General features: G+C 71.6%; 14 protein-coding genes. 6 read left to right on the top strand and 8 right to left on the bottom strand.

The features are described 5' to 3' along the window. Positions 1-213: 213 nt before the first annotated feature. The gene (locus ACQEUX_RS17630; RefSeq protein WP_433048592.1) at positions 214-1,122 is read left to right on the top strand and encodes an alpha/beta fold hydrolase; all 909 of its coding nucleotides are present in this window, start codon (positions 214-216) and stop codon (positions 1,120-1,122) included. 69 nt (positions 1,123-1,191) lie between these two features. Here the strand turns inward: ACQEUX_RS17630 and fxsT are convergent, their stop codons facing one another. From fxsT to ACQEUX_RS17660, 6 genes are all read right to left on the bottom strand, one after another. Continuing rightward, positions 1,192-5,061, bottom strand: a complete 3,870-nt coding sequence (gene fxsT, locus ACQEUX_RS17635) for an FxSxx-COOH system tetratricopeptide repeat protein (RefSeq protein ID WP_433048595.1) — start codon at positions 5,059-5,061, stop codon at positions 1,192-1,194. Beyond that, positions 5,058-6,314 (bottom strand): TIR-like protein FxsC, encoded by a 1,257-nt coding sequence (locus tag ACQEUX_RS17640; RefSeq protein WP_433048598.1) that lies wholly within the window; start codon positions 6,312-6,314, stop codon positions 5,058-5,060. The genes fxsT and ACQEUX_RS17640 overlap by 4 nt, the downstream gene beginning before the upstream one ends. Then, positions 6,311-6,970 (bottom strand): TIR-like protein FxsC, encoded by a 660-nt coding sequence (locus ACQEUX_RS17645; protein WP_433048601.1) that lies wholly within the window; start codon positions 6,968-6,970, stop codon positions 6,311-6,313. The genes ACQEUX_RS17640 and ACQEUX_RS17645 overlap by 4 nt, the downstream gene beginning before the upstream one ends. 52 nt (positions 6,971-7,022) lie before the next feature. Continuing rightward, on the bottom strand, positions 7,023-7,847 hold the full coding sequence (locus ACQEUX_RS17650; RefSeq protein ID WP_433048604.1) for an aminoglycoside N(3)-acetyltransferase: 825 nt from the start codon (positions 7,845-7,847) through the stop codon (positions 7,023-7,025). Continuing rightward, entirely contained in the window at positions 7,831-10,104 is a 2,274-nt protein-coding gene (locus tag ACQEUX_RS17655) for an FxsB family cyclophane-forming radical SAM/SPASM peptide maturase (protein ID WP_433048607.1), read from the bottom strand. Before ACQEUX_RS17655 ends, ACQEUX_RS17650 begins: the two co-directional genes overlap by 17 nt. A 63-nt stretch (positions 10,105-10,167) precedes the next feature. Next, the gene (locus ACQEUX_RS17660; RefSeq protein ID WP_433048610.1) at positions 10,168-10,356 is read right to left on the bottom strand and encodes a hypothetical protein; all 189 of its coding nucleotides are present in this window, start codon (positions 10,354-10,356) and stop codon (positions 10,168-10,170) included. A gap of 164 nt (positions 10,357-10,520) precedes the next feature. On the opposite strand from ACQEUX_RS17660, the gene ACQEUX_RS17665 reads away from it, so the two are divergent. Next, positions 10,521-10,769, top strand: coding sequence for a DUF2277 family protein (locus tag ACQEUX_RS17665; RefSeq protein ID WP_433048613.1), 249 nt, complete (start codon positions 10,521-10,523; stop codon positions 10,767-10,769). Positions 10,770-10,829: 60 nt separating this feature from the next. Here the strand turns inward: ACQEUX_RS17665 and ACQEUX_RS17670 are convergent, their stop codons facing one another. Both ACQEUX_RS17670 and selD read right to left on the bottom strand, forming a co-directional pair. Beyond that, positions 10,830-11,309: a hypothetical protein gene (locus ACQEUX_RS17670; RefSeq protein ID WP_433048616.1), complete on the bottom strand. Its 480-nt coding sequence runs from the start codon at positions 11,307-11,309 to the stop codon at positions 10,830-10,832. A 226-nt stretch (positions 11,310-11,535) separates the two neighbouring features. After that, entirely contained in the window at positions 11,536-12,525 is a 990-nt protein-coding gene (gene selD / locus ACQEUX_RS17675; RefSeq protein ID WP_433048619.1) for a selenide, water dikinase SelD, read from the bottom strand. A gap of 195 nt (positions 12,526-12,720) precedes the next feature. Here selD and ACQEUX_RS17680 point away from each other — a divergent pair, with 195 nt between their 5' ends. From ACQEUX_RS17680 to ACQEUX_RS17695, 4 genes are read left to right on the top strand one after another with little or no spacing between them, the layout of a single operon-like run. After that, positions 12,721-13,476 carry an amino acid ABC transporter ATP-binding protein gene (locus tag ACQEUX_RS17680; RefSeq protein WP_433048622.1) on the top strand — a complete coding sequence of 252 codons (756 nt, stop codon included), beginning with the start codon at positions 12,721-12,723 and terminating at the stop codon, positions 13,474-13,476. Between the two features lie 57 nt (positions 13,477-13,533). Beyond that, positions 13,534-14,412, top strand: coding sequence for a glutamate ABC transporter substrate-binding protein (locus tag ACQEUX_RS17685; protein ID WP_433048625.1), 879 nt, complete (start codon positions 13,534-13,536; stop codon positions 14,410-14,412). Between the two features lie 41 nt (positions 14,413-14,453). Further along, positions 14,454-15,161 (top strand): amino acid ABC transporter permease, encoded by a 708-nt coding sequence (locus ACQEUX_RS17690; protein ID WP_433048628.1) that lies wholly within the window; start codon positions 14,454-14,456, stop codon positions 15,159-15,161. Then, positions 15,158-16,129: an amino acid ABC transporter permease gene (locus tag ACQEUX_RS17695; protein ID WP_433048631.1), complete on the top strand. Its 972-nt coding sequence runs from the start codon at positions 15,158-15,160 to the stop codon at positions 16,127-16,129. Before ACQEUX_RS17690 ends, ACQEUX_RS17695 begins: the two co-directional genes overlap by 4 nt. Positions 16,130-16,153 lie beyond the last annotated feature (24 nt).

Below are 16,153 nucleotides of genomic sequence, written 5' to 3' on the forward strand. Positions count from 1 at the left end.
GTGCCCCTTCCCCTCGGGCTACCAGGGTAGCGGCCCGTACGGCGGCCCCAACCCACCGGCATTGACCCGGTGGCCCATGGCGGGCATCCACGACGGGCAGTACGCTGCACAACAAGAATGTGTTCTGGGCGATTTCGGGGGCTTTGCACTCGGCGCCGACGATGCGCGGCTCCGTTCACGGGGGAGCACATGACGACCCGCGGGAGGCCAACCGTGACGCGACAAGATGCGACACAGCGCACCGTCACCACCCCGGACGGGCGGCACCTCGCGGTGGAGACCTCCGGCGCGCCGGACGGGCCCGCGGTCTTCCTGCTGCACGGCACCCCGGGCAGCCGCAGTGGTCCCCGACCCCGGGGCATCGTCGTCTACCGCCTCGGCGTGCACCTCGTCTGCTACGACCGGCCCGGTTACGGCGACTCCGACCGGCACGAGGGTCGGCGGGTGGCCGACGCCGCGGCCGACGTGGCGGCGATCGCCGACGACCTCGGCATCGAGCGGTTCGCGGTGGTGGGCCGATCCGGTGGAGGGCCGCACGCCCTGGCCTGTGCGGCGCTGCTGCCGGACCGGGTCACCCGGGCCGCGGTGCTGGTCGGGCTCGCCCCGGCCGGCGCACCCGACCTGGACTGGTACGCCGGGATGGCCGAGACGAACGTGGAGGACTACGGGCAGGCCGACGAGGACCTGGCCGAGCTGACGCTCAACCTGAAGGTCCGCGCGGAAGAGGCCCGGCGGGACCCGATGACGCTGCTGGATTTCCTCCGCCCCCAGTTGCCCGAGGCGGACATCCGGGTCGTCGACGATATCGCGATCCGCCGACTGCTCACCGACATGTACGCCGAGGCGCTGCGGCACGGCCCCGAGGGCTGGATCGACGACGTGCTGGCGATACGGCGGGGTTGGGGCTTCGACCTCGGCGCCATCCGGGCGGAGGTCCGGCTCTGGCACGGCGAGCAGGACCGCTTCTCCCCGGTGGAGCACTCCCATTGGCTCGCCTCGCGGATCTCGCGCGCCGAGGTCCAGGTGCAGCCCGGCGCCGCGCACTTCGGGGCGGTGGAGATCCTGCCGCAGACCCTGACCTGGCTGGCCACGCCGGAACTCGCGACCAGCCCACGGCTCTGAGCCGCCGAGGCGGCACGGCCCGACCGGCGGGCGGGCCGGACGCCCGACCGCCCGCCGAACCGATCCCGATCAGATCGTGTGCGGGTCGATGACCCGCACGATGAACCGCCGCTCGCGCAGGGTCTGCACGGTCGGATGCTCCTGGCCGATCACCTCGGCCAGCCGGTCCGCCACCGCGGCGACGTCCTCGGCCGGGGCGCCGTCGCGGGCCTGCCTCGACACCAGGGCGAGATCACCGAGGCAGCGCAGCGTGTCGGGGTGACCCGCGCCGATCACCGCGGACAACCGGCCGGCCGTCTCCCGCAGCCGGTCCCGCGCCGACCCCCAGTCGCCCTCCTCGGCGAGGCACACCGCCTGGTTCACCTCCGCCGCGAGGGTGTGCGGGTGATCGGGGCCGAGCACCTTGCGCAACTCACCGGCGGCCCGCGCAGCGGACACGAGGGCGTCCGCCCGGCGGCCGAGCGCCCGCTCGGCAGCGGAGATGTTGCTCAGCGTCGCCAGGGTGTGCGGGTGCTCCGGGCCGAGCTGGAGCTCCTCCTCGTAGGCCTGACGCACGGCGGTCATCTCGGTCAGCGCCCGGGTCGCGTCGCCGACCGCCAGCAGGTTCGCCGCACGGCTCGACCGGCACGCCACCGTGTCCGGGTTGTCCGGTCCGAAGAGTTCGTCGAGCTTCCGGTAGGCCGCCTCGAACATCGGTGCGGCCTCGGCTCCCCGACCGGCGCTGCGCAGTGACACCGCCAGGTTGACCTGGGCGCCGAGGCTTCTGCCGTCATCCGGCCCGAGCACCTCGCAGTACGAGTCGTAGACGGTGCGCAGCAGGGTGGCCGACCTCTCGTACTCGCCGGCCTCCCGCAGGTCGGTGCCGAGCCGCAGAGCGGAGATGAGGGTGTACGGGTTGGTGGGGCCGAGCACCAGCCGCCGCCGCTGGTGCACCTCGTCGTCCCAGCGACGGGCCGACCGGTAGTCGCCGACCAGCCGGTACGAGACGGCGAGGTTGTTGGCCGCGCTCAACGTCCGCGGGTGGTCCTCGCCGAACACCTGGAGCCAGGAGGCGTAGGTGGACCGGTCGCGTTCCAGCGCCTCGGCGTACCGGCCGAGCGCCCGCAGGTCACCGGCGAGGCTGCCGGCGGTCATCAGGCTGTGCGGGTGCAGCGGGCCCAGCAGTCGCCGCTGCTCGGCCAGCACCGCCTCGTCCAGGTCCCGGGCCTCGTCGAACCGGCCCAGGCTGCGCAGGATGTTCGCCCGGTTGAACCGTAGGTGCAGCAACTGTCGACCCAGCGCCGCCACCTCCGCCTCATCCTGCATCTCACCGAGCCGAGCGGACCAGGTGTCGTCCACCTCCTGGCTGAACCCGTCGGCCTGGTCCAGGCCGCCGCGCTGCCACAGATAGCGGACCCGGTCGATCAGCAGCTGACACACCGACTCGTCCGGGCAGGTCAGCGCCTCGGAGACCTCCAGGTGCGGCCAGAGCATGCGCAGCCGGGGCCAGGTGGTCGGATCGTCCACGTCGCCGCGTGGGCGGGACGCGGCCAGCACCAGGTGCACCTGGTGCCGGGCGGCGCTGATCTCGTCCTCGGTCATCCGGTCGCGTACCACCGCCTGCAACAGCCGGTGCACCTGGACCCGACCGCCCTGCACGTCGACTTTGAGCAGCGCCAGCCGGTTGATCTGCTGGACCAGGGCACCGCGCACGAGCCGCTCCGACACCGACGGGTCGAACGGTACGAGGGCCTCCGCCATCTCGTCGCTGTAGATGAGTTCGAGGGCGATCTCCGGGGCCAGCACCGAGCAGAGCTGCAGCAGCCGGTACGCGGCGGGCGCCTGATCGAGCAGCCGGTTCAGCGACAGGTCCCAGGTGGCCTCCACGGAGAGCGCACTGGGGCCGTGCCGCTCGATCTGCCGCAGGTAGTCGGCGACCGACGTGCCCGTGTCGGCGAGCCACGCGCCCGCCGCCGCCACCGCGATCGGCAGGTCGCCGAGCGCCTCGGCCACGCGGTCGGCCTCCTCCGCGCTGATGGTGGGCACCCGCTGGACCAGGTGCGCGACACTCTCGGTGCGGTCGAAGACGTCCACCTGGATCGGGTTCGCCCGGTCACCCCAGGCACGGTTCCGGGAGGTCAGCAGGACGTGCCCGGGGCCCTGTGGCAGGAAGGGCTCGATCTGGTCGAGCTCCTCGGCGTTGTCGAGCACGACGAGCCACCGCTCGTACGGCTCGCCCCGGCTCAGCACCTGCAGCACCGACCGAACCGTGTCGGGCAGGGTGGGCCCGGCCAGGACGCCGAGGCGAGCGGCGAGGTCCGCCAGAGCGGTGTCGACGAACTGCGGCGGGTCCGCGACGATCCACCAGACCACGTCGTACGCGGCCTTGAACCGGTGCACGTATTCCAGGGCCACCTGCGTCTTACCGACGCCGCCCATGCCCTGCAGGGCGACCGGCAGCACCACCGCGCTGCCCCCGCTCTGCAACTGTGCGCGCAGCCGCGCCAGGTCGTCCTCCCGGCCGGTGAACCGGGCGTTCCGGTTGGGGGCGTTGAAGATCAACGGCTCGGAGCCGGGATAACGGGCGGCCCCGCCCGCCGGGCCGTCCGCCGTCGACGGCACCGGCCGGCCGACCAGCCGCAACACCCGCTCCACGGCGGTCGCGGCGCTCACGTTGACCAGGTTGGCAGAGCTCTGGGAGGGGAACTCCGCCAACGGGCGCAGGTCGGCGACGTACACCGCGAGGGCCGTGGAGCCGGTGCTCGTGTCGCGGTCGGGCAGACCACCCGACGGCGTCGCCACGTAGGCCGGCGAGACCACGGTCAGCGTCCGCGGGGCGGGCGTACCGGCGGACCCGACGACAGCCGCAGGCTCCACCACCCGCATCCCGGCCGAACTGAGCACCCGCTCCAGCCACTCGGCCCAGATGGCGTCCTCCGGGGCGCAACGGAGCACGATCTGGTCGTCGATCGCCTCGGTACGCCGACGGAAGCGGGCCTTGCCCCGCTCCCGCACCGACTCGTCCATCACCGGCAGCGCGGTCACCGTGCCGTCGGTGAGGATCCCGGTCAGGGTCTCGAACGCGGCCAGCAGCGACGTCGGCGAGCCGGGCGGGTCGCCGAACGTCGCCAGTGTCTCCTCGTACGCGTAGAACGGCCGGTACGGGACCTCGACCGCCGCCCAGTACCGTCGCCGTTCCGCCTCGGTCATGCCCGCCGGCAAACCGGCGAACCGACGCATCGCCAGCAGGCGGCCCGCCTCGGCCCGCTCCTTCTCGGCCTGGTCGACCCGCATCGGCACCGGCAGGACCCGGATGTCGCGCCGCCGGTACCGGTCCCGCACCGAGTGCGCCACCCGGGCCGCGCCGTCGATGCCCTGGTCGCTGAGGGTGAAGCAGTCGACGAGGGTGTCCGGCAGGTGCAGGGTGCAGATGTCGGCGACGTCGCTCAACCCGGTCCGGCTGTCGATCAGGGTGAAGTCGTACTGGCGCTTCATGTCCGCCCGCAGCGCCTCGAAGAACTGCGCCCCGCCCAGCCGGTTGTAGAAGTTGTCCCAGTCCAGCCCGCTGACCGAGACGGCGTAGTCGCTGTTCTGCCGGCCCGCGGAGAGGAAGTCGAGGCCGCCGCCGTCCGGAAAGTTCCAGCGCAGCGAGAACGCGTGCCGCCCGACCTGGGCGTACTGCTCCATCCAGCGATCCGGTCGGTCGACGACCCGGGTGGTCTCCCACTCGTAGTCGCGGATCATGTCGATCACACCGCTGGTGCCCTGGATCGTTTCGGCGTCGAGGAACGGATGGAAGAAGCGGTGCAAACCGGGTGACTCGAGGTCCCAGTCGGCGACAAGCACCCGTCGCCCGCTGGCCGCGAGGATCCAGGCCACGTTGGCCAGCGCCATCGTCCGGCCCGTCCCACCCTTGAACGAGTAGAAGGTGACGACCTGGCCTTCACGATCGTTGTTCATCGGTTCTCTCCGTGGGGACGCTGTGGGGCCGGATCATCAGGCGGGGACGCGGGATCGGGCGTAACGGTCGGGCCGTCGCGCAGGGTGGGCAGCGGCTCCGGTGGTGGCTCGAAGGGAACGACCGGGCCGTGTTTGAGGAACTGACGGCGGGCCTCGGTGACCAGGGCCGGCATCAGATCGACGAACTCCGGCATGCTGCACGCCCTCTTCACCTGGGGCAGACCGGCGTCCTGCAGCAGCTGAGTCACCTCGGTGGCCCATCGGGTGGCGTCCTGGGTGTCGTTCTCGTCGGTGACGACCAGCGGGACGACCCACTCCCGCAGACCGTGCAGCATGCGGGCGAGGGCGCTGGACGCGTCCGGTGCCGCCGCGATCCACGGGTCGACCAGCAGCACGGCCGGTCGGTGTTCGAGCAGCCCGGCGGCCTGCGCGAGGTCTTCCGTGCGGGCCGCCAGCCCCAGGCGCTCGGCGGTGCTGGCCGCGTACTCGGCGGCGGGCAGCACCTGGCGTCGCCCGTACGGCCGCCAGAGCCGACCGCTGGCGGCGTAGCCGGCCGGGTCTCGGTCGGGCGGCAGACGGTCCCGGGTCGGGGCCAGGACGGCGACGACGAAGTCCGGGTCGGTCGGTGCGGGGCGGGTGACCTCGTCGAGGCTGGGCGCCCGGGACGGGCCCAGCGGTCGCTGCTCGGCGGTGTGCACGATCCGCTTGGCCAGGCGGCTCAGCAGAAGGTCGTACTGCGCCCGGTACGAGTCCAGCATGCAGAAGGCGCGGAGGCCGTTCTCGGCGTACTCCGGGACGTCCCGGCCCAGGTCCAGAGCGCCGTCCAGCTCCGGATGGGACTCCCACGGCGGAAACGGGATCCACAACACGGGGGTGAGATGGCCGGCGGTGAGCCGGGCCGGCCCCGCGGCGGCCAGCCGGGCCCGGAAGGACTCCTGCTCCCCCAGGGCCCACGGGCGACTGAAATAGCCGGGCGAGTAGAGCGGGACGAAGACCTCGGCGTCACCGAGCGCCTCCGCCAGAGCCGCCTTCCAGTCGGCGCCCAACGGGATGTGCTGGTCGAAGAAGCCGATCCGCATCCCCGCCACTGGCCGGGCCTCGCGCCGCACCTCGTTGACCAGGTCGGTGAAGAACTTCCCGACCCAGGCGTCGGCGTCGAGAGGGGCGCCCTGCGACTGAGCGGAGTGGGCATAGCTGAGAAAGAAGTACGTCCCTCCCGCCGCCGACCGGCGCCGGTCCGCCGGCGGGCTCATCCTGGTTCCTCCGCGAACCGGTTGCACAGCTCGTCCATGCTCGCCGGCACCCAGGGCTCCACCAGGTACGACCGGTGGATGGCCACGATCCGCTGGGCGAGCCGCCAGACCACCACCCGGTACGCGTTCTCCAACTGCATGGTCAGCAAGCCATAGACCCCATCCCGCTGGTAGTGCACCGCGATGTCCGGATCCGGCATGGCGGTCGGGGAGAACCGTTGGATGTCGCGGAGCACCCGAGGCAGTGGTGTGCCGTTCGTCGGTAACCAGGTGACCGGCACGATCGCCGTCTCATGGGCGGAGGCGGACCTGTGCCGCGGGACGATCCGGCGGCGGGAGAACGCGTCCCACTCCCGGCCACACCAGTCGCTGCCGAGCAGTGCGGCGGACACCAGCGGAACGAAGACCTGGCAGGTGCCGGCGGCCTGGAGAAGCTCCGGGCTCCAGCGTTCCCCGCCCGCGATGGAGCTGTCCAGGAAGCCGGGGTCCACCCCGGTCACCGGGCCGACCAGCTCACTGACATGGACGGAGAGGTCCTCGAAGAACCGGGATTCGAACTCGTCGGGTTTGCCGGTGGCCCGGCGGACCGGCGCTTGGGAATAGCTGAGAAAGAAGAGCGGCGCGCGCGTTCCGGAGGGTGCGTCCACTGTGCTCACGACTGCCCCTCCGCCCTCCCCACGCGGCCGGAACATCAGCGTAGTCCCCACGTCAATGTCTTGCCGCCAAGCGGTTCGCGGCGAACCAGCCGACCGCGAAGTCCACAGAGGCGCGCGCGGACAGCAGGCGAGCGCGCGCCCGACCGACCCGACCGTGCTGGACGAACGGCGCGTCGTCGAGCGCGGCACCCACCTTCGGAAAGTCACGGTCGTCCAGGTCGAGTGCGCGGAAGTCGAGGCGGACCCGGCGCCCGTCGACGAGCCGGAAGCAGTGGTAGTCGCGCTCGGGCGGCGGCACCGGGAGCCGGTACTCGGCCAAGTGCAGGGCGCTGCACGCCTCATAGCCGAGGCCGAGCAGCAGGATCTGCCCGTCCGCCGCGTAGAGACCGCCCACCGGTGAGCGCTCCCCCAGGTGGCAGGTGAGGTCGTGGCCGTCGGTGAGCTGCCGGGCCCGGGGGCCCAGCGCGGCGAACGAGGTCTGGGGGTGATCGCTACGCACGGCCCCGGGGGCGCACCGGACGTACTCGGCGAGCGCGCCCATCCGCTGGGAGGGGGTGTTCCGGCGGTCCCAACCCGGCAGCGACGCCTCGTACCGGTCGCGCTGCGCCCGGTCCATACCGGCGGTGGCCGCCAGATAGGCGCGGGAGGTGGTCGAGTTGCCGTCGGTCTGCGTCGGCACCAGCAGCGTGCCGGCAGGGCCGAGGACGTCCCGCAGAGCGCCGGCGAGGGTCGCGGGGCCGTGCTCCAGTGGGCCCACCCTCCGGAGGCCACAGTGCACCAGGAGGCACGCGCCCGGGCGGACGCCCAACGTCCGCAGGTCGTCGGCGAGGCGAGGACGGCCCAGTGTGGGCGGGTGCCGCTCATCCGGACCCGACACCGGTCTCCTCCAGGGCGTGGCGCATCTGGCCGACGAACCGCTCACCCGCCGCGGTGAGCGACCGGCTGGCCAGCAACGCGTCGACGCCGTCCCGGGTCCAGGCCAGGAATCGAGCGGCGTGCGCCGACGCGTCCCCGCCGTCGGTGGCCGCCCGGGACCGCCACACCTGGGTGACGGCCAGGTGGGCGTACACCCCCTGGAGCACGCCCTCGGGCGGCCGTGGGTCGGGGCGCCAGGGCACCCGGATCAGGGTGCCCTGGCCGGGTGCCACGAGGTCGTACAGGTCGAGCACCGCGCCGAGCTTCGCGTGCTGCCACTCGTGCACGAGGAGCACCGCCATCGTCTCCGGGTCCGGATCGGGGGTGACGGCGACCGCGCCGAACGCGTGCCGGGCCGTCGCACTCCGCAATGGTCTCACCGGGTCGGGTGCCAGCGGCACAACGACGCGCAGGCCGCCGTCCAGCGCCGCCGCGTGCGCCGGCACGTCCCGGTGCGCGATCCGCCAGGCCTCGGCCAGGGTGCGGCCCAACGCCCGCGCCGCCGAGGGCTCCAGGCGCGGTGCCACCGGCTGGCCGTAGCAGTCCCGGTACGGGTCGCCGTCCTCGACGAGCAACCGGCCACCGGGCACCGACACGTCGCGCGTCGGCCGCCAACCGGGCGGCGGCGGCGCGATCGGATCGAGAAGCACCGTCTGCTCCGTCGACCCGTCCCGGATCCGGAAACCACCGGGCAGGACGGTCACCTCGACGCTCTCCGCCGAGTCGGGCAGCGTCAGGCTGCCGAGCGTGGGCACGGTGATCGCACCGCCTCGCACCGGCACGGTCACCACGGCGGCGACGCCCGCCCGGAGGGCCGCGGCGACGGCGAGCGCCGGCAGCGGGTCGACCGCCGCGCGGACGCCGGACCGGGGCGACGAGTCGAGGCGATGCACCAGCCAGGGTCGAACGAAGGGGTGCTCCAGGACCACCCGGACCGCTTCCGGTGCCGCTTGGTCGAGGTGGACGAGCAACTCCCAGGCCGCCGTCGGGCCGACCCTGTCCCGGCAGGCCGCCAGCAGCGCCCGGGTGATGGAGAGCTGCGTGGCGGCGAGGAGAGCGAGCGTCGGCGGCGACCCGTGCCCGGTCGCCAGGTCGTCCAGCACCTCGTCGACGGGCGAGTCGGCCCACTGGGTCGGCGCGGGGTGGGCCGGCTGCGGGTACGCGTCCACGCTGTCGATCAGCCGGAGCAGGTCCGCGCAGTACACCGAGGGGTTGTCGAAACCGGAGCCGGTGCGCCAGCGGTGGGCGTACAGGCCGCCCCCGCACCGGTCGACCACCGGGCAGGCCCGGCAGGTCGCGCAGAGCCCGTCGACGCCGTCCTGTCGGACGGCGACCCCGGGGTGCCGGGCGGCCTCGTCCACCGAATGGTCGAACACGTCGAACCCGGTGCCGGCCGCGCCGTGGTACGTGGTCTTCAGCGAGTCGACCTGCTCCCAACTGCCGTCCGCCTCGATCACCAGCACGTCGGCCGGCGCGAGGCCGAACGCCTCGGTGCCGCCGCCACCGGGCCGTAGCGCCTCGAACAGCCGGATCGACACGGGGCGCCCGTCGTCCACCCACCGTCGGTGCAGCCGCCCCAGCCAGTCGGCGTACGGGGTGGACCCGGGGCCGGGTCGCTCCGGGGGATGGTCCCAGGTGGCGTGTGGCAGCAGCAGGTCGACCCGGGGCGGGCTCTCGGCCACCAGTGCCTCGTACACCCGGTCGGGATCGTTGCGGACGTCGATCGTGCAGAGGATGCCGGCGTAGCTGGCGCGGTGCTCCGGTCGCCGGAGCAGGGCCAGCGCCCGCCGGACGTGGTCGTGGCTGCTGCCGCCGTGGGCGAAGACCCGGTGGCGGTCGTTGGCGGCGCGGTCGCCGTCGAACGACACACCGACCCGCACGTCGTAGTCGACGAGCAGCCGGCACAGCTCCTCGTCCAGCAGGACCCCGTTGGTCTGCATGCGCAGGTCGAGCGTCGTCCACGGCGTGATCGCCGCCCGCAACTCGGCCAGCACCTCGCGCAGCCCGGCGGCACCCAGCAGCAGCGGCTCACCCCCGTGCAGCACCACGTGCACAACCGGCACCTCGTGCTCCCGGGCGTGCTCGGCGATCCGTCGTGCGGCGGCGCGGACCGTGGCCGGTGGCATCCGCACCGGTCGGTCACGCCAGGTCTGGTCGGCGTGCTGGTAGACGTAGCAGTGGTCGCAGCTGAGGTCGCAGCGGCTGTGCACCTTCAGCACGAACTGACTGATCCGCCGGCAGGATCCGCCCGCTGAGGGTGGACCGCACCGGCAGGCCATCAGTCAGATGGACGAGTTGAAGGCGGCGACGGCCACGCTGCCGGACGGCACGGACTGACTCGCAACGACCCGCCTGCGCACCGCCTCGACCAGATCGGCGTGCTCGACGGCGATCCGTTCCAGCGGGGTGTGCAGGCTACGTGTGAGGTCATCGAGGTCGGGACGGGTGGGACGGGTGGGGGCGTGGTCCACAATGAGTCTCCGGGGGCCCGGGGCGCTGGGAGCGCGAACGGCGGCAATGGCTCGAAAGGCTCTGGTCCGTGACCAGGATAGACAAATATCGACCCAGTGTCACCGTCGGTACAGCCGCCGGCACCAGGGGTGGCAACCGGGGCGCCGACAGAGAAGGAGCGCACATGTGCCGGAGCATCAAGACGCTGCGTGAGCCGTTCACCCCGCAGGTGACCGACGCGGACGTCGAGGCGGCGGCGTTGCAGTACGTCCGGAAGATCTCTGGCTTCCGGGCGCCCGCCGCGCACAACGCCGCCGCGTTCGACGCCGCGGTGGCCGCCGTGACCGAGGCCACCCGCACCCTGCTCGACCAACTGGTGGTGCGGGGTGCCGGGTCGGGCACCCCGGACCGGCAGGCCACCGCCTCCAGCTGATCGCCGAGGCCGTCGGGCTCGCCCGCCAGCGCGCCCGACCGGCCGGGCCCGACCCCTGGGTCAGGCCGCGGCGAGCGCCGGGGCGACCGTGTCGGGTGCCCAGCGCGAGCGGTGGCACTGCGACCAGCCCCGACAGCCCGGGTCGCCCAGCGAGCAGAGCCGTTGCCTGCTGAGCACCTCGCCGTCGTCGGTGTCCCGCACGTCGAAGTGCACCGGACGGACCGTGCCGTCCGGGGCGACGAGCAGGTGCCGACCCGCGTCGAGCGTGTCGTCGCGCAACAGGCAGTTGCGGCTGAGCAGTCGAGCGAGCGCCGCGATGCTCGCGTGCTCGGAGAGCTGCTCGGGCACCCCGTAGCAGTCCACGACCGTCGCGAACTCCCCCGGCGCCTGCCAGACGTCGCACACCACCGCGTACGCCGGCAGCCGGACCGGGTCGGCCACCGCCAGCGGCATCACCACCCGACCAAGCGCCTCGGCCAGCGCCGGGTAGACCTCCACGGGGCGCACCCCGTCGATTCTCCAGTTCCACAGCTCGGTCATTCCGCCTCCTCGCTGCGTTCGTCCCACCGGCCTCCGGATCGGGCCTTACTCACGATGGTGGGGGGCATTTGACCCCAGCCGGGGGCAAGTTACCGGTCTGTGACCATTCCGGGCAAAATTTCCCTGAGCGGCATTGCTCCGAGTAGCGGGAAGGTGACAGTTTATCGGGTATGGTGCGCCATCCCCACCACCACCGCCGCGTGTTCGACGACGGCCGCGGAGAGGGTCACCGCAGGACGACGAGGTGCTCCCCGCGGGGCAACAGCTCGCCCACCACGGGCGCGCCGGGCACCTCGCCGGCGACCAGCAGGCCGCCAGAGGTCTGCGCATCGGCCAGCAACAACCGCTCGTCCTCGCCCACGGCGCCGAAATCGGTCCACGGGGTGACCCATTCCAGGTTGCGCCGGCTACCGCCGCTGACGTAGCCGTCCCGCAGCGCCTCCCGCGCCCCGGACAGGTACGGCACCCGGGCCGTGTCGATGGCCACCGTGAGGCGGCTGGCCCGGGCCAGCTTCGAGGCGTGCCCGAGCAGCCCGAACCCGGTCACGTCGGTGCCACAGCGGATGCCGGCGGCGACCGCCGCGCGGGCGGCGTCCCGGTTGAGCGCGCTCATCGAGGCGACCGCCTCCGGGAAACTCTCGCCGGTGGCCTTGTGCCGGGTGTTCAGCACACCCACCCCGAGCGGCTTCGTCAGCGACAACGGCACCCCGGCCCGCCCGGCGTCGAGGGTGATCAACTCCTCGGGTCGGACCGTGCCGGTGACCGCGAGGCCGTACTTCGGGCCGTCGTCGTCCACGCTGTGCCCGCCGGCCAGGTGACAGCCGGCCTCCCGGGCCACATCCTGGCCGCCGCGCAGGACCTCGCCGGCCAGCTCCATCGGCAGCACGTCGCGCGGCCAGCAGAGCAGGTTGAGCGCGACCAGCGGGGTGCCGCCCATCGCGTACACGTCGGAGAGCGCGTTGGCCGCGGCGATCCGACCCCAGTCGTACGCGTCGTCGACCACCGGCGTGAAGAAATCGGCGGTGCTGACCAGCCCGGTCCGCTCGTCCAGGCGCACCACGGCCGCGTCGTCGCCGTGGTCCAACCCGACCAGCAGCTCCGCGGTTCCGGTGGCCGGGCCGAGACCGGACACCATGATCTCCAGCTCGCCAGGCGGGATCTTGCACGCACAGCCGCCGCCTCGGGCGTAACGAGTCAGCCGTACCCGTTCGGTCATCCCCCTATGATCCCGACAAGCCGTCACGATGACCACCGTTGCCACCCACACGGTGACTGGAATCGGACGCGCCACGACGATCGTGACCGGTGTTACCGCTCCGTGACCCGCCGAGTTGCATTCCGCCACATCAGGCCGCCTACAGTGGCCGCACCGGGGGTCAACCGACCCCGATCCGGGAGACGACAGGGGACGGTGGACGACGTGACGACGGGCGAACCGCTCATCGTGCTGGACGCGGTCAACAAGTGGTTCGGGCCGCTGCACGTGCTGGACGACGTCTCGCTGTCGGTGGGTCGTGGCGAGGTGGTCGTGGTGATCGGCCCGTCCGGCTCCGGCAAGTCGACGCTGTGCCGCGCCATCAACCGACTGGAACCGATCAGCTCCGGCACCATCACCTTCGACGGCCAGCCGCTGCCGGCCGAGGGCAAGCCCCTCGCGAAGCTGCGCAGCGAGGTGGGCATGGTCTTCCAGTCCTTCAACCTCTTCGCCCACAAGACCATCCTGGAGAACGTCACCCTCGGCCCGATCAAGGTCCGCAAGGAGAAGCCGGCCGCCGCCCGCGAGCGCGGCCTGGCCCTGCTCGACCGGGTCGGCATCGCCAACCAGGCGGACAAGTTCCCGGCCCAGCTCTCCGGCGGCCAGCAGCAGCGGGTGGCCATCGCCCGGGCCCTGGCCATGCAGCCCAAGGCGATGCTCTTCGACGAGCCGACCAGCGCACTGGACCCGGAGATGGTCGGCGAGGTGCTGGACGTGATGACCTCGCTGGCCCGAGACGGCATGACGATGGTCGTGGTCACCCACGAGATGGGCTTCGCGCGGCACGCCGCGAACCGGGTCATCTTCATGGCCGACGGCCAACTGGTCGAGGACGCCCCACCGGCGGAGTTCTTCGCCAACCCGCGCAGCGACCGGGCGAAGGACTTCCTCTCCAAGATCCTCACGCACTAGGCGTCCGTAGTGGAGCGCGCCGCATCCCGGTGGGCTCCGTTGAAGAAGGAGAAGAGTATGCGTATCACGCGCGTTGCGGCAGTCGCCGCGGTCGCCGCTCTGGCGCTCGGCCTCACCGCCTGCGGTGGCGACGACGGCGGGGAGGGCACCGGCGCTGGCAGCAAGTCCTTCGCCGCCGGCAGCACCATGGAGAAGCTGAACAAGGCTCAGAAGATCAAGGTCGGCACCAAGTTCGACCAGCCCGGCTTCGGCCTGAAGGGCCTGTCGGGCAAGCCGGAGGGCTTCGACGTCGAGATCGCGAAGATCATCGTCAAGGAGCTCGGCATCCCCGAGGACAAGATCGAGTGGGTGGAGGCCCCCTCGAAGGTCCGCGAGGACGTGATCGTCAACGGCACGGTCGACCTGGTCGCCGCGACGTACACGATCAACGACAAGCGCAAGGAGCGGATCGCCTTCGCGGGCCCGTACTACGAGGCTGGCCAGAACATCCTGGTCAAGAAGGACGACACCTCCATCACCGGTCCGGACTCGTTCAAGGACGGCACCAAGAAGGTCTGCTCGGTCACCGGCTCCACCCCGGCCGAGACGATCAAGCAGTACGTCAAGGACGTCGGCACCCAGCTGGTGCTTTTCGACACCTACGACAAGTGCCGCGACGCCCTCAAGGGCGGCCAGGTCAACGCCGTGACCACGGACAACGTGATCCTGCTCGGCTACATCGCCAAGGACGAGGCCTCCTTCAAGCTGGCCGGCACCAACTTCACCAAGGAGCCGTACGGCATCGGGGTGAAGAAGGAGGACGCCGACTTCCGCAGCTTCATCAACGACACGCTGGACAAGGCGGTCGCCGATGGCAGCTGGAAGAAGGCCTGGGACGACACCGCCGGCAAGTTCGGCGCGGAACTGGGCTCGGCGCCCACCATCAACCGCTACTGATCTGATCCTTCGATCTGGAGGGTGGGGAGGAACACCGACCCGTGAACGTGCTCATCGACAAGTTCGACGTCTTTGCGGGTGGTTTCTGGCTCACCCTCCAGATCTGCATACTCGCCGCGATCGGCGCCCTCATCCTGGGCGCCGTCGTGGCGGTGCTCCGCATCTCGCCGGTGCCGCCGCTGCGCGCGCTCGGCACCAGTTACGTGAACGTCTTCCGCAACATGCCGCTGACCGTGGTGATGTTCTTCGCCGCGTTCGGTCTGCCGGCGCTCGGCTCCAACGCGGATTTCCTCCGCATCCCGGTGATCGACTCGTTGTTCACCCGACTCGGCACGGACCTGCCGTACTTCCGGTTCGCGCTGATCGCCCTCGTGCTGTACACCGCCGCGTTCGTCTGTGAGGCGCTGCGGTCCGGGGTGAACGCAGTGCCCGCCGGCCAGGCGGAGGCCGCGCGGTCGCTGGGCCTGACCTTCGGGCAGAACCTGCGCCACGTGGTGCTGCCGCAGTCTTGGCAGGCGTCGGTGGTGCCGCTCGGCTCGGTGATCATCGCGATGATCAAGAATTCGGCGCTGGCCGGCTTCTTCGGGGTCGTCGGCGATCTGTCGGCCACGGCCGACCAGCTCACCGGGGCCGAGGGCTACGCCTTCATCCCGGTCGCCATCGGCATCTCGATCGGCTACCTGATCATGACCGTGCCACTCGGCGCCCTTCTGGACCGGATCGAGAAGCGACAGGCGGTGGCCCGATGAGTCAGCAGACCAGCGTCCTCTACGACGTCCCCGGGCCCCGGCAGCGGCGGATCACGCTGATCAGCAGCATCGTCGCCGGGCTGGTCCTGCTCGTCGGGGCGTACTTCCTGATCTACCGGCCCTTGGACGAGAAGGGCCAGATCTCGATGGAGTTGTGGGGGCCGCTGGTCGACCCCTCCAACGAGAACTTCGCCCTGGTGTGGGAGCGGATCGGCCTCGGCTTCAAGAACACCCTGATCGCGGCGGCGCTGGCCATCGTGGCCTCGCTGGTGGTCGGCACGCTGCTCGCCGTGCTGCGGGTCCAACTCAAGAGCCTCAGCCGCCGCCGGTTCACCGGCGCAGCGGTGCCGGTGGCGTACCTGCTGCGCGGGCTGAGCCTGCTGCTGTCGGCGGTCACCCGCGTCTGCGTCGAGGTGTTCCGCGGCCTGCCCGTCGTGATCACCATCTTCTTCGTGGCCCGCGGCTTCCCCGAGTTCGGCCTCTACTTCGACAACCTCTGGTATCTGGTCATCGGCCTCACCATCTACAACTCCGTGGTGATCGCCGAGATCCTCCGCTCCGGCATGGAGGGCCTGCCGGGCGGCCAGGCGGAGGCCGCCGCCGCCATCGGGCTCTCGCCCTCGCAGACCACCCGGATGATCCTGCTGCCGCAGTCCTTCCGGATCATGCTGCCGGCACTGATCAGCCAACTGGTCGTGGTGCTCAAGGACACCTCGCTGGGCTTCATCATCAGCTACGAGGAGACCCTGAACATCGGCAAGCAGATCATTGGCGTGCTGGGCAACCCGATCCAGGTGTACGTCGTGATCGCCGTGCTCTTCATCATGGTGAACTACTCGCTGTCGAAGCTCGCCCAGTACGTCCAGCGGCGGCTCGCCAAGGGCCGCAAGACCGCAGGCACCCCGGCGCAGAATCCGCCGTCGGCGGCACTGATGTCCCAGTCCGAGAGTTCCGGCGTGGGCATCTGACACTCAGCTCGCAGGGAAAGGGCC

Source organism: Micromonospora sp. CA-259024, from assembly GCF_050936255.1.
Classification (GTDB): domain Bacteria; phylum Actinomycetota; class Actinomycetes; order Mycobacteriales; family Micromonosporaceae; genus Micromonospora.

Coding starts and splice junctions, on each gene's coding strand:
- ACQEUX_RS17665 (WP_433048613.1), top strand. CDS start 10,521: ATGTGCCGGAGCATCAAGACGCTGCGTGAGCCGTTCACCCCGCAGGTG.
- ACQEUX_RS17695 (WP_433048631.1), top strand. CDS start 15,158: ATGAGTCAGCAGACCAGCGTCCTCTACGACGTCCCCGGGCCCCGGCAG.
- ACQEUX_RS17685 (WP_433048625.1), top strand. CDS start 13,534: ATGCGTATCACGCGCGTTGCGGCAGTCGCCGCGGTCGCCGCTCTGGCG.
- ACQEUX_RS17640 (WP_433048598.1), bottom strand. CDS start 6,314: ATGAGCCCGCCGGCGGACCGGCGCCGGTCGGCGGCGGGAGGGACGTAC.
- fxsT (WP_433048595.1), bottom strand. CDS start 5,061: ATGAACAACGATCGTGAAGGCCAGGTCGTCACCTTCTACTCGTTCAAG.
- ACQEUX_RS17670 (WP_433048616.1), bottom strand. CDS start 11,309: ATGACCGAGCTGTGGAACTGGAGAATCGACGGGGTGCGCCCCGTGGAG.
- selD (WP_433048619.1), bottom strand. CDS start 12,525: ATGACCGAACGGGTACGGCTGACTCGTTACGCCCGAGGCGGCGGCTGT.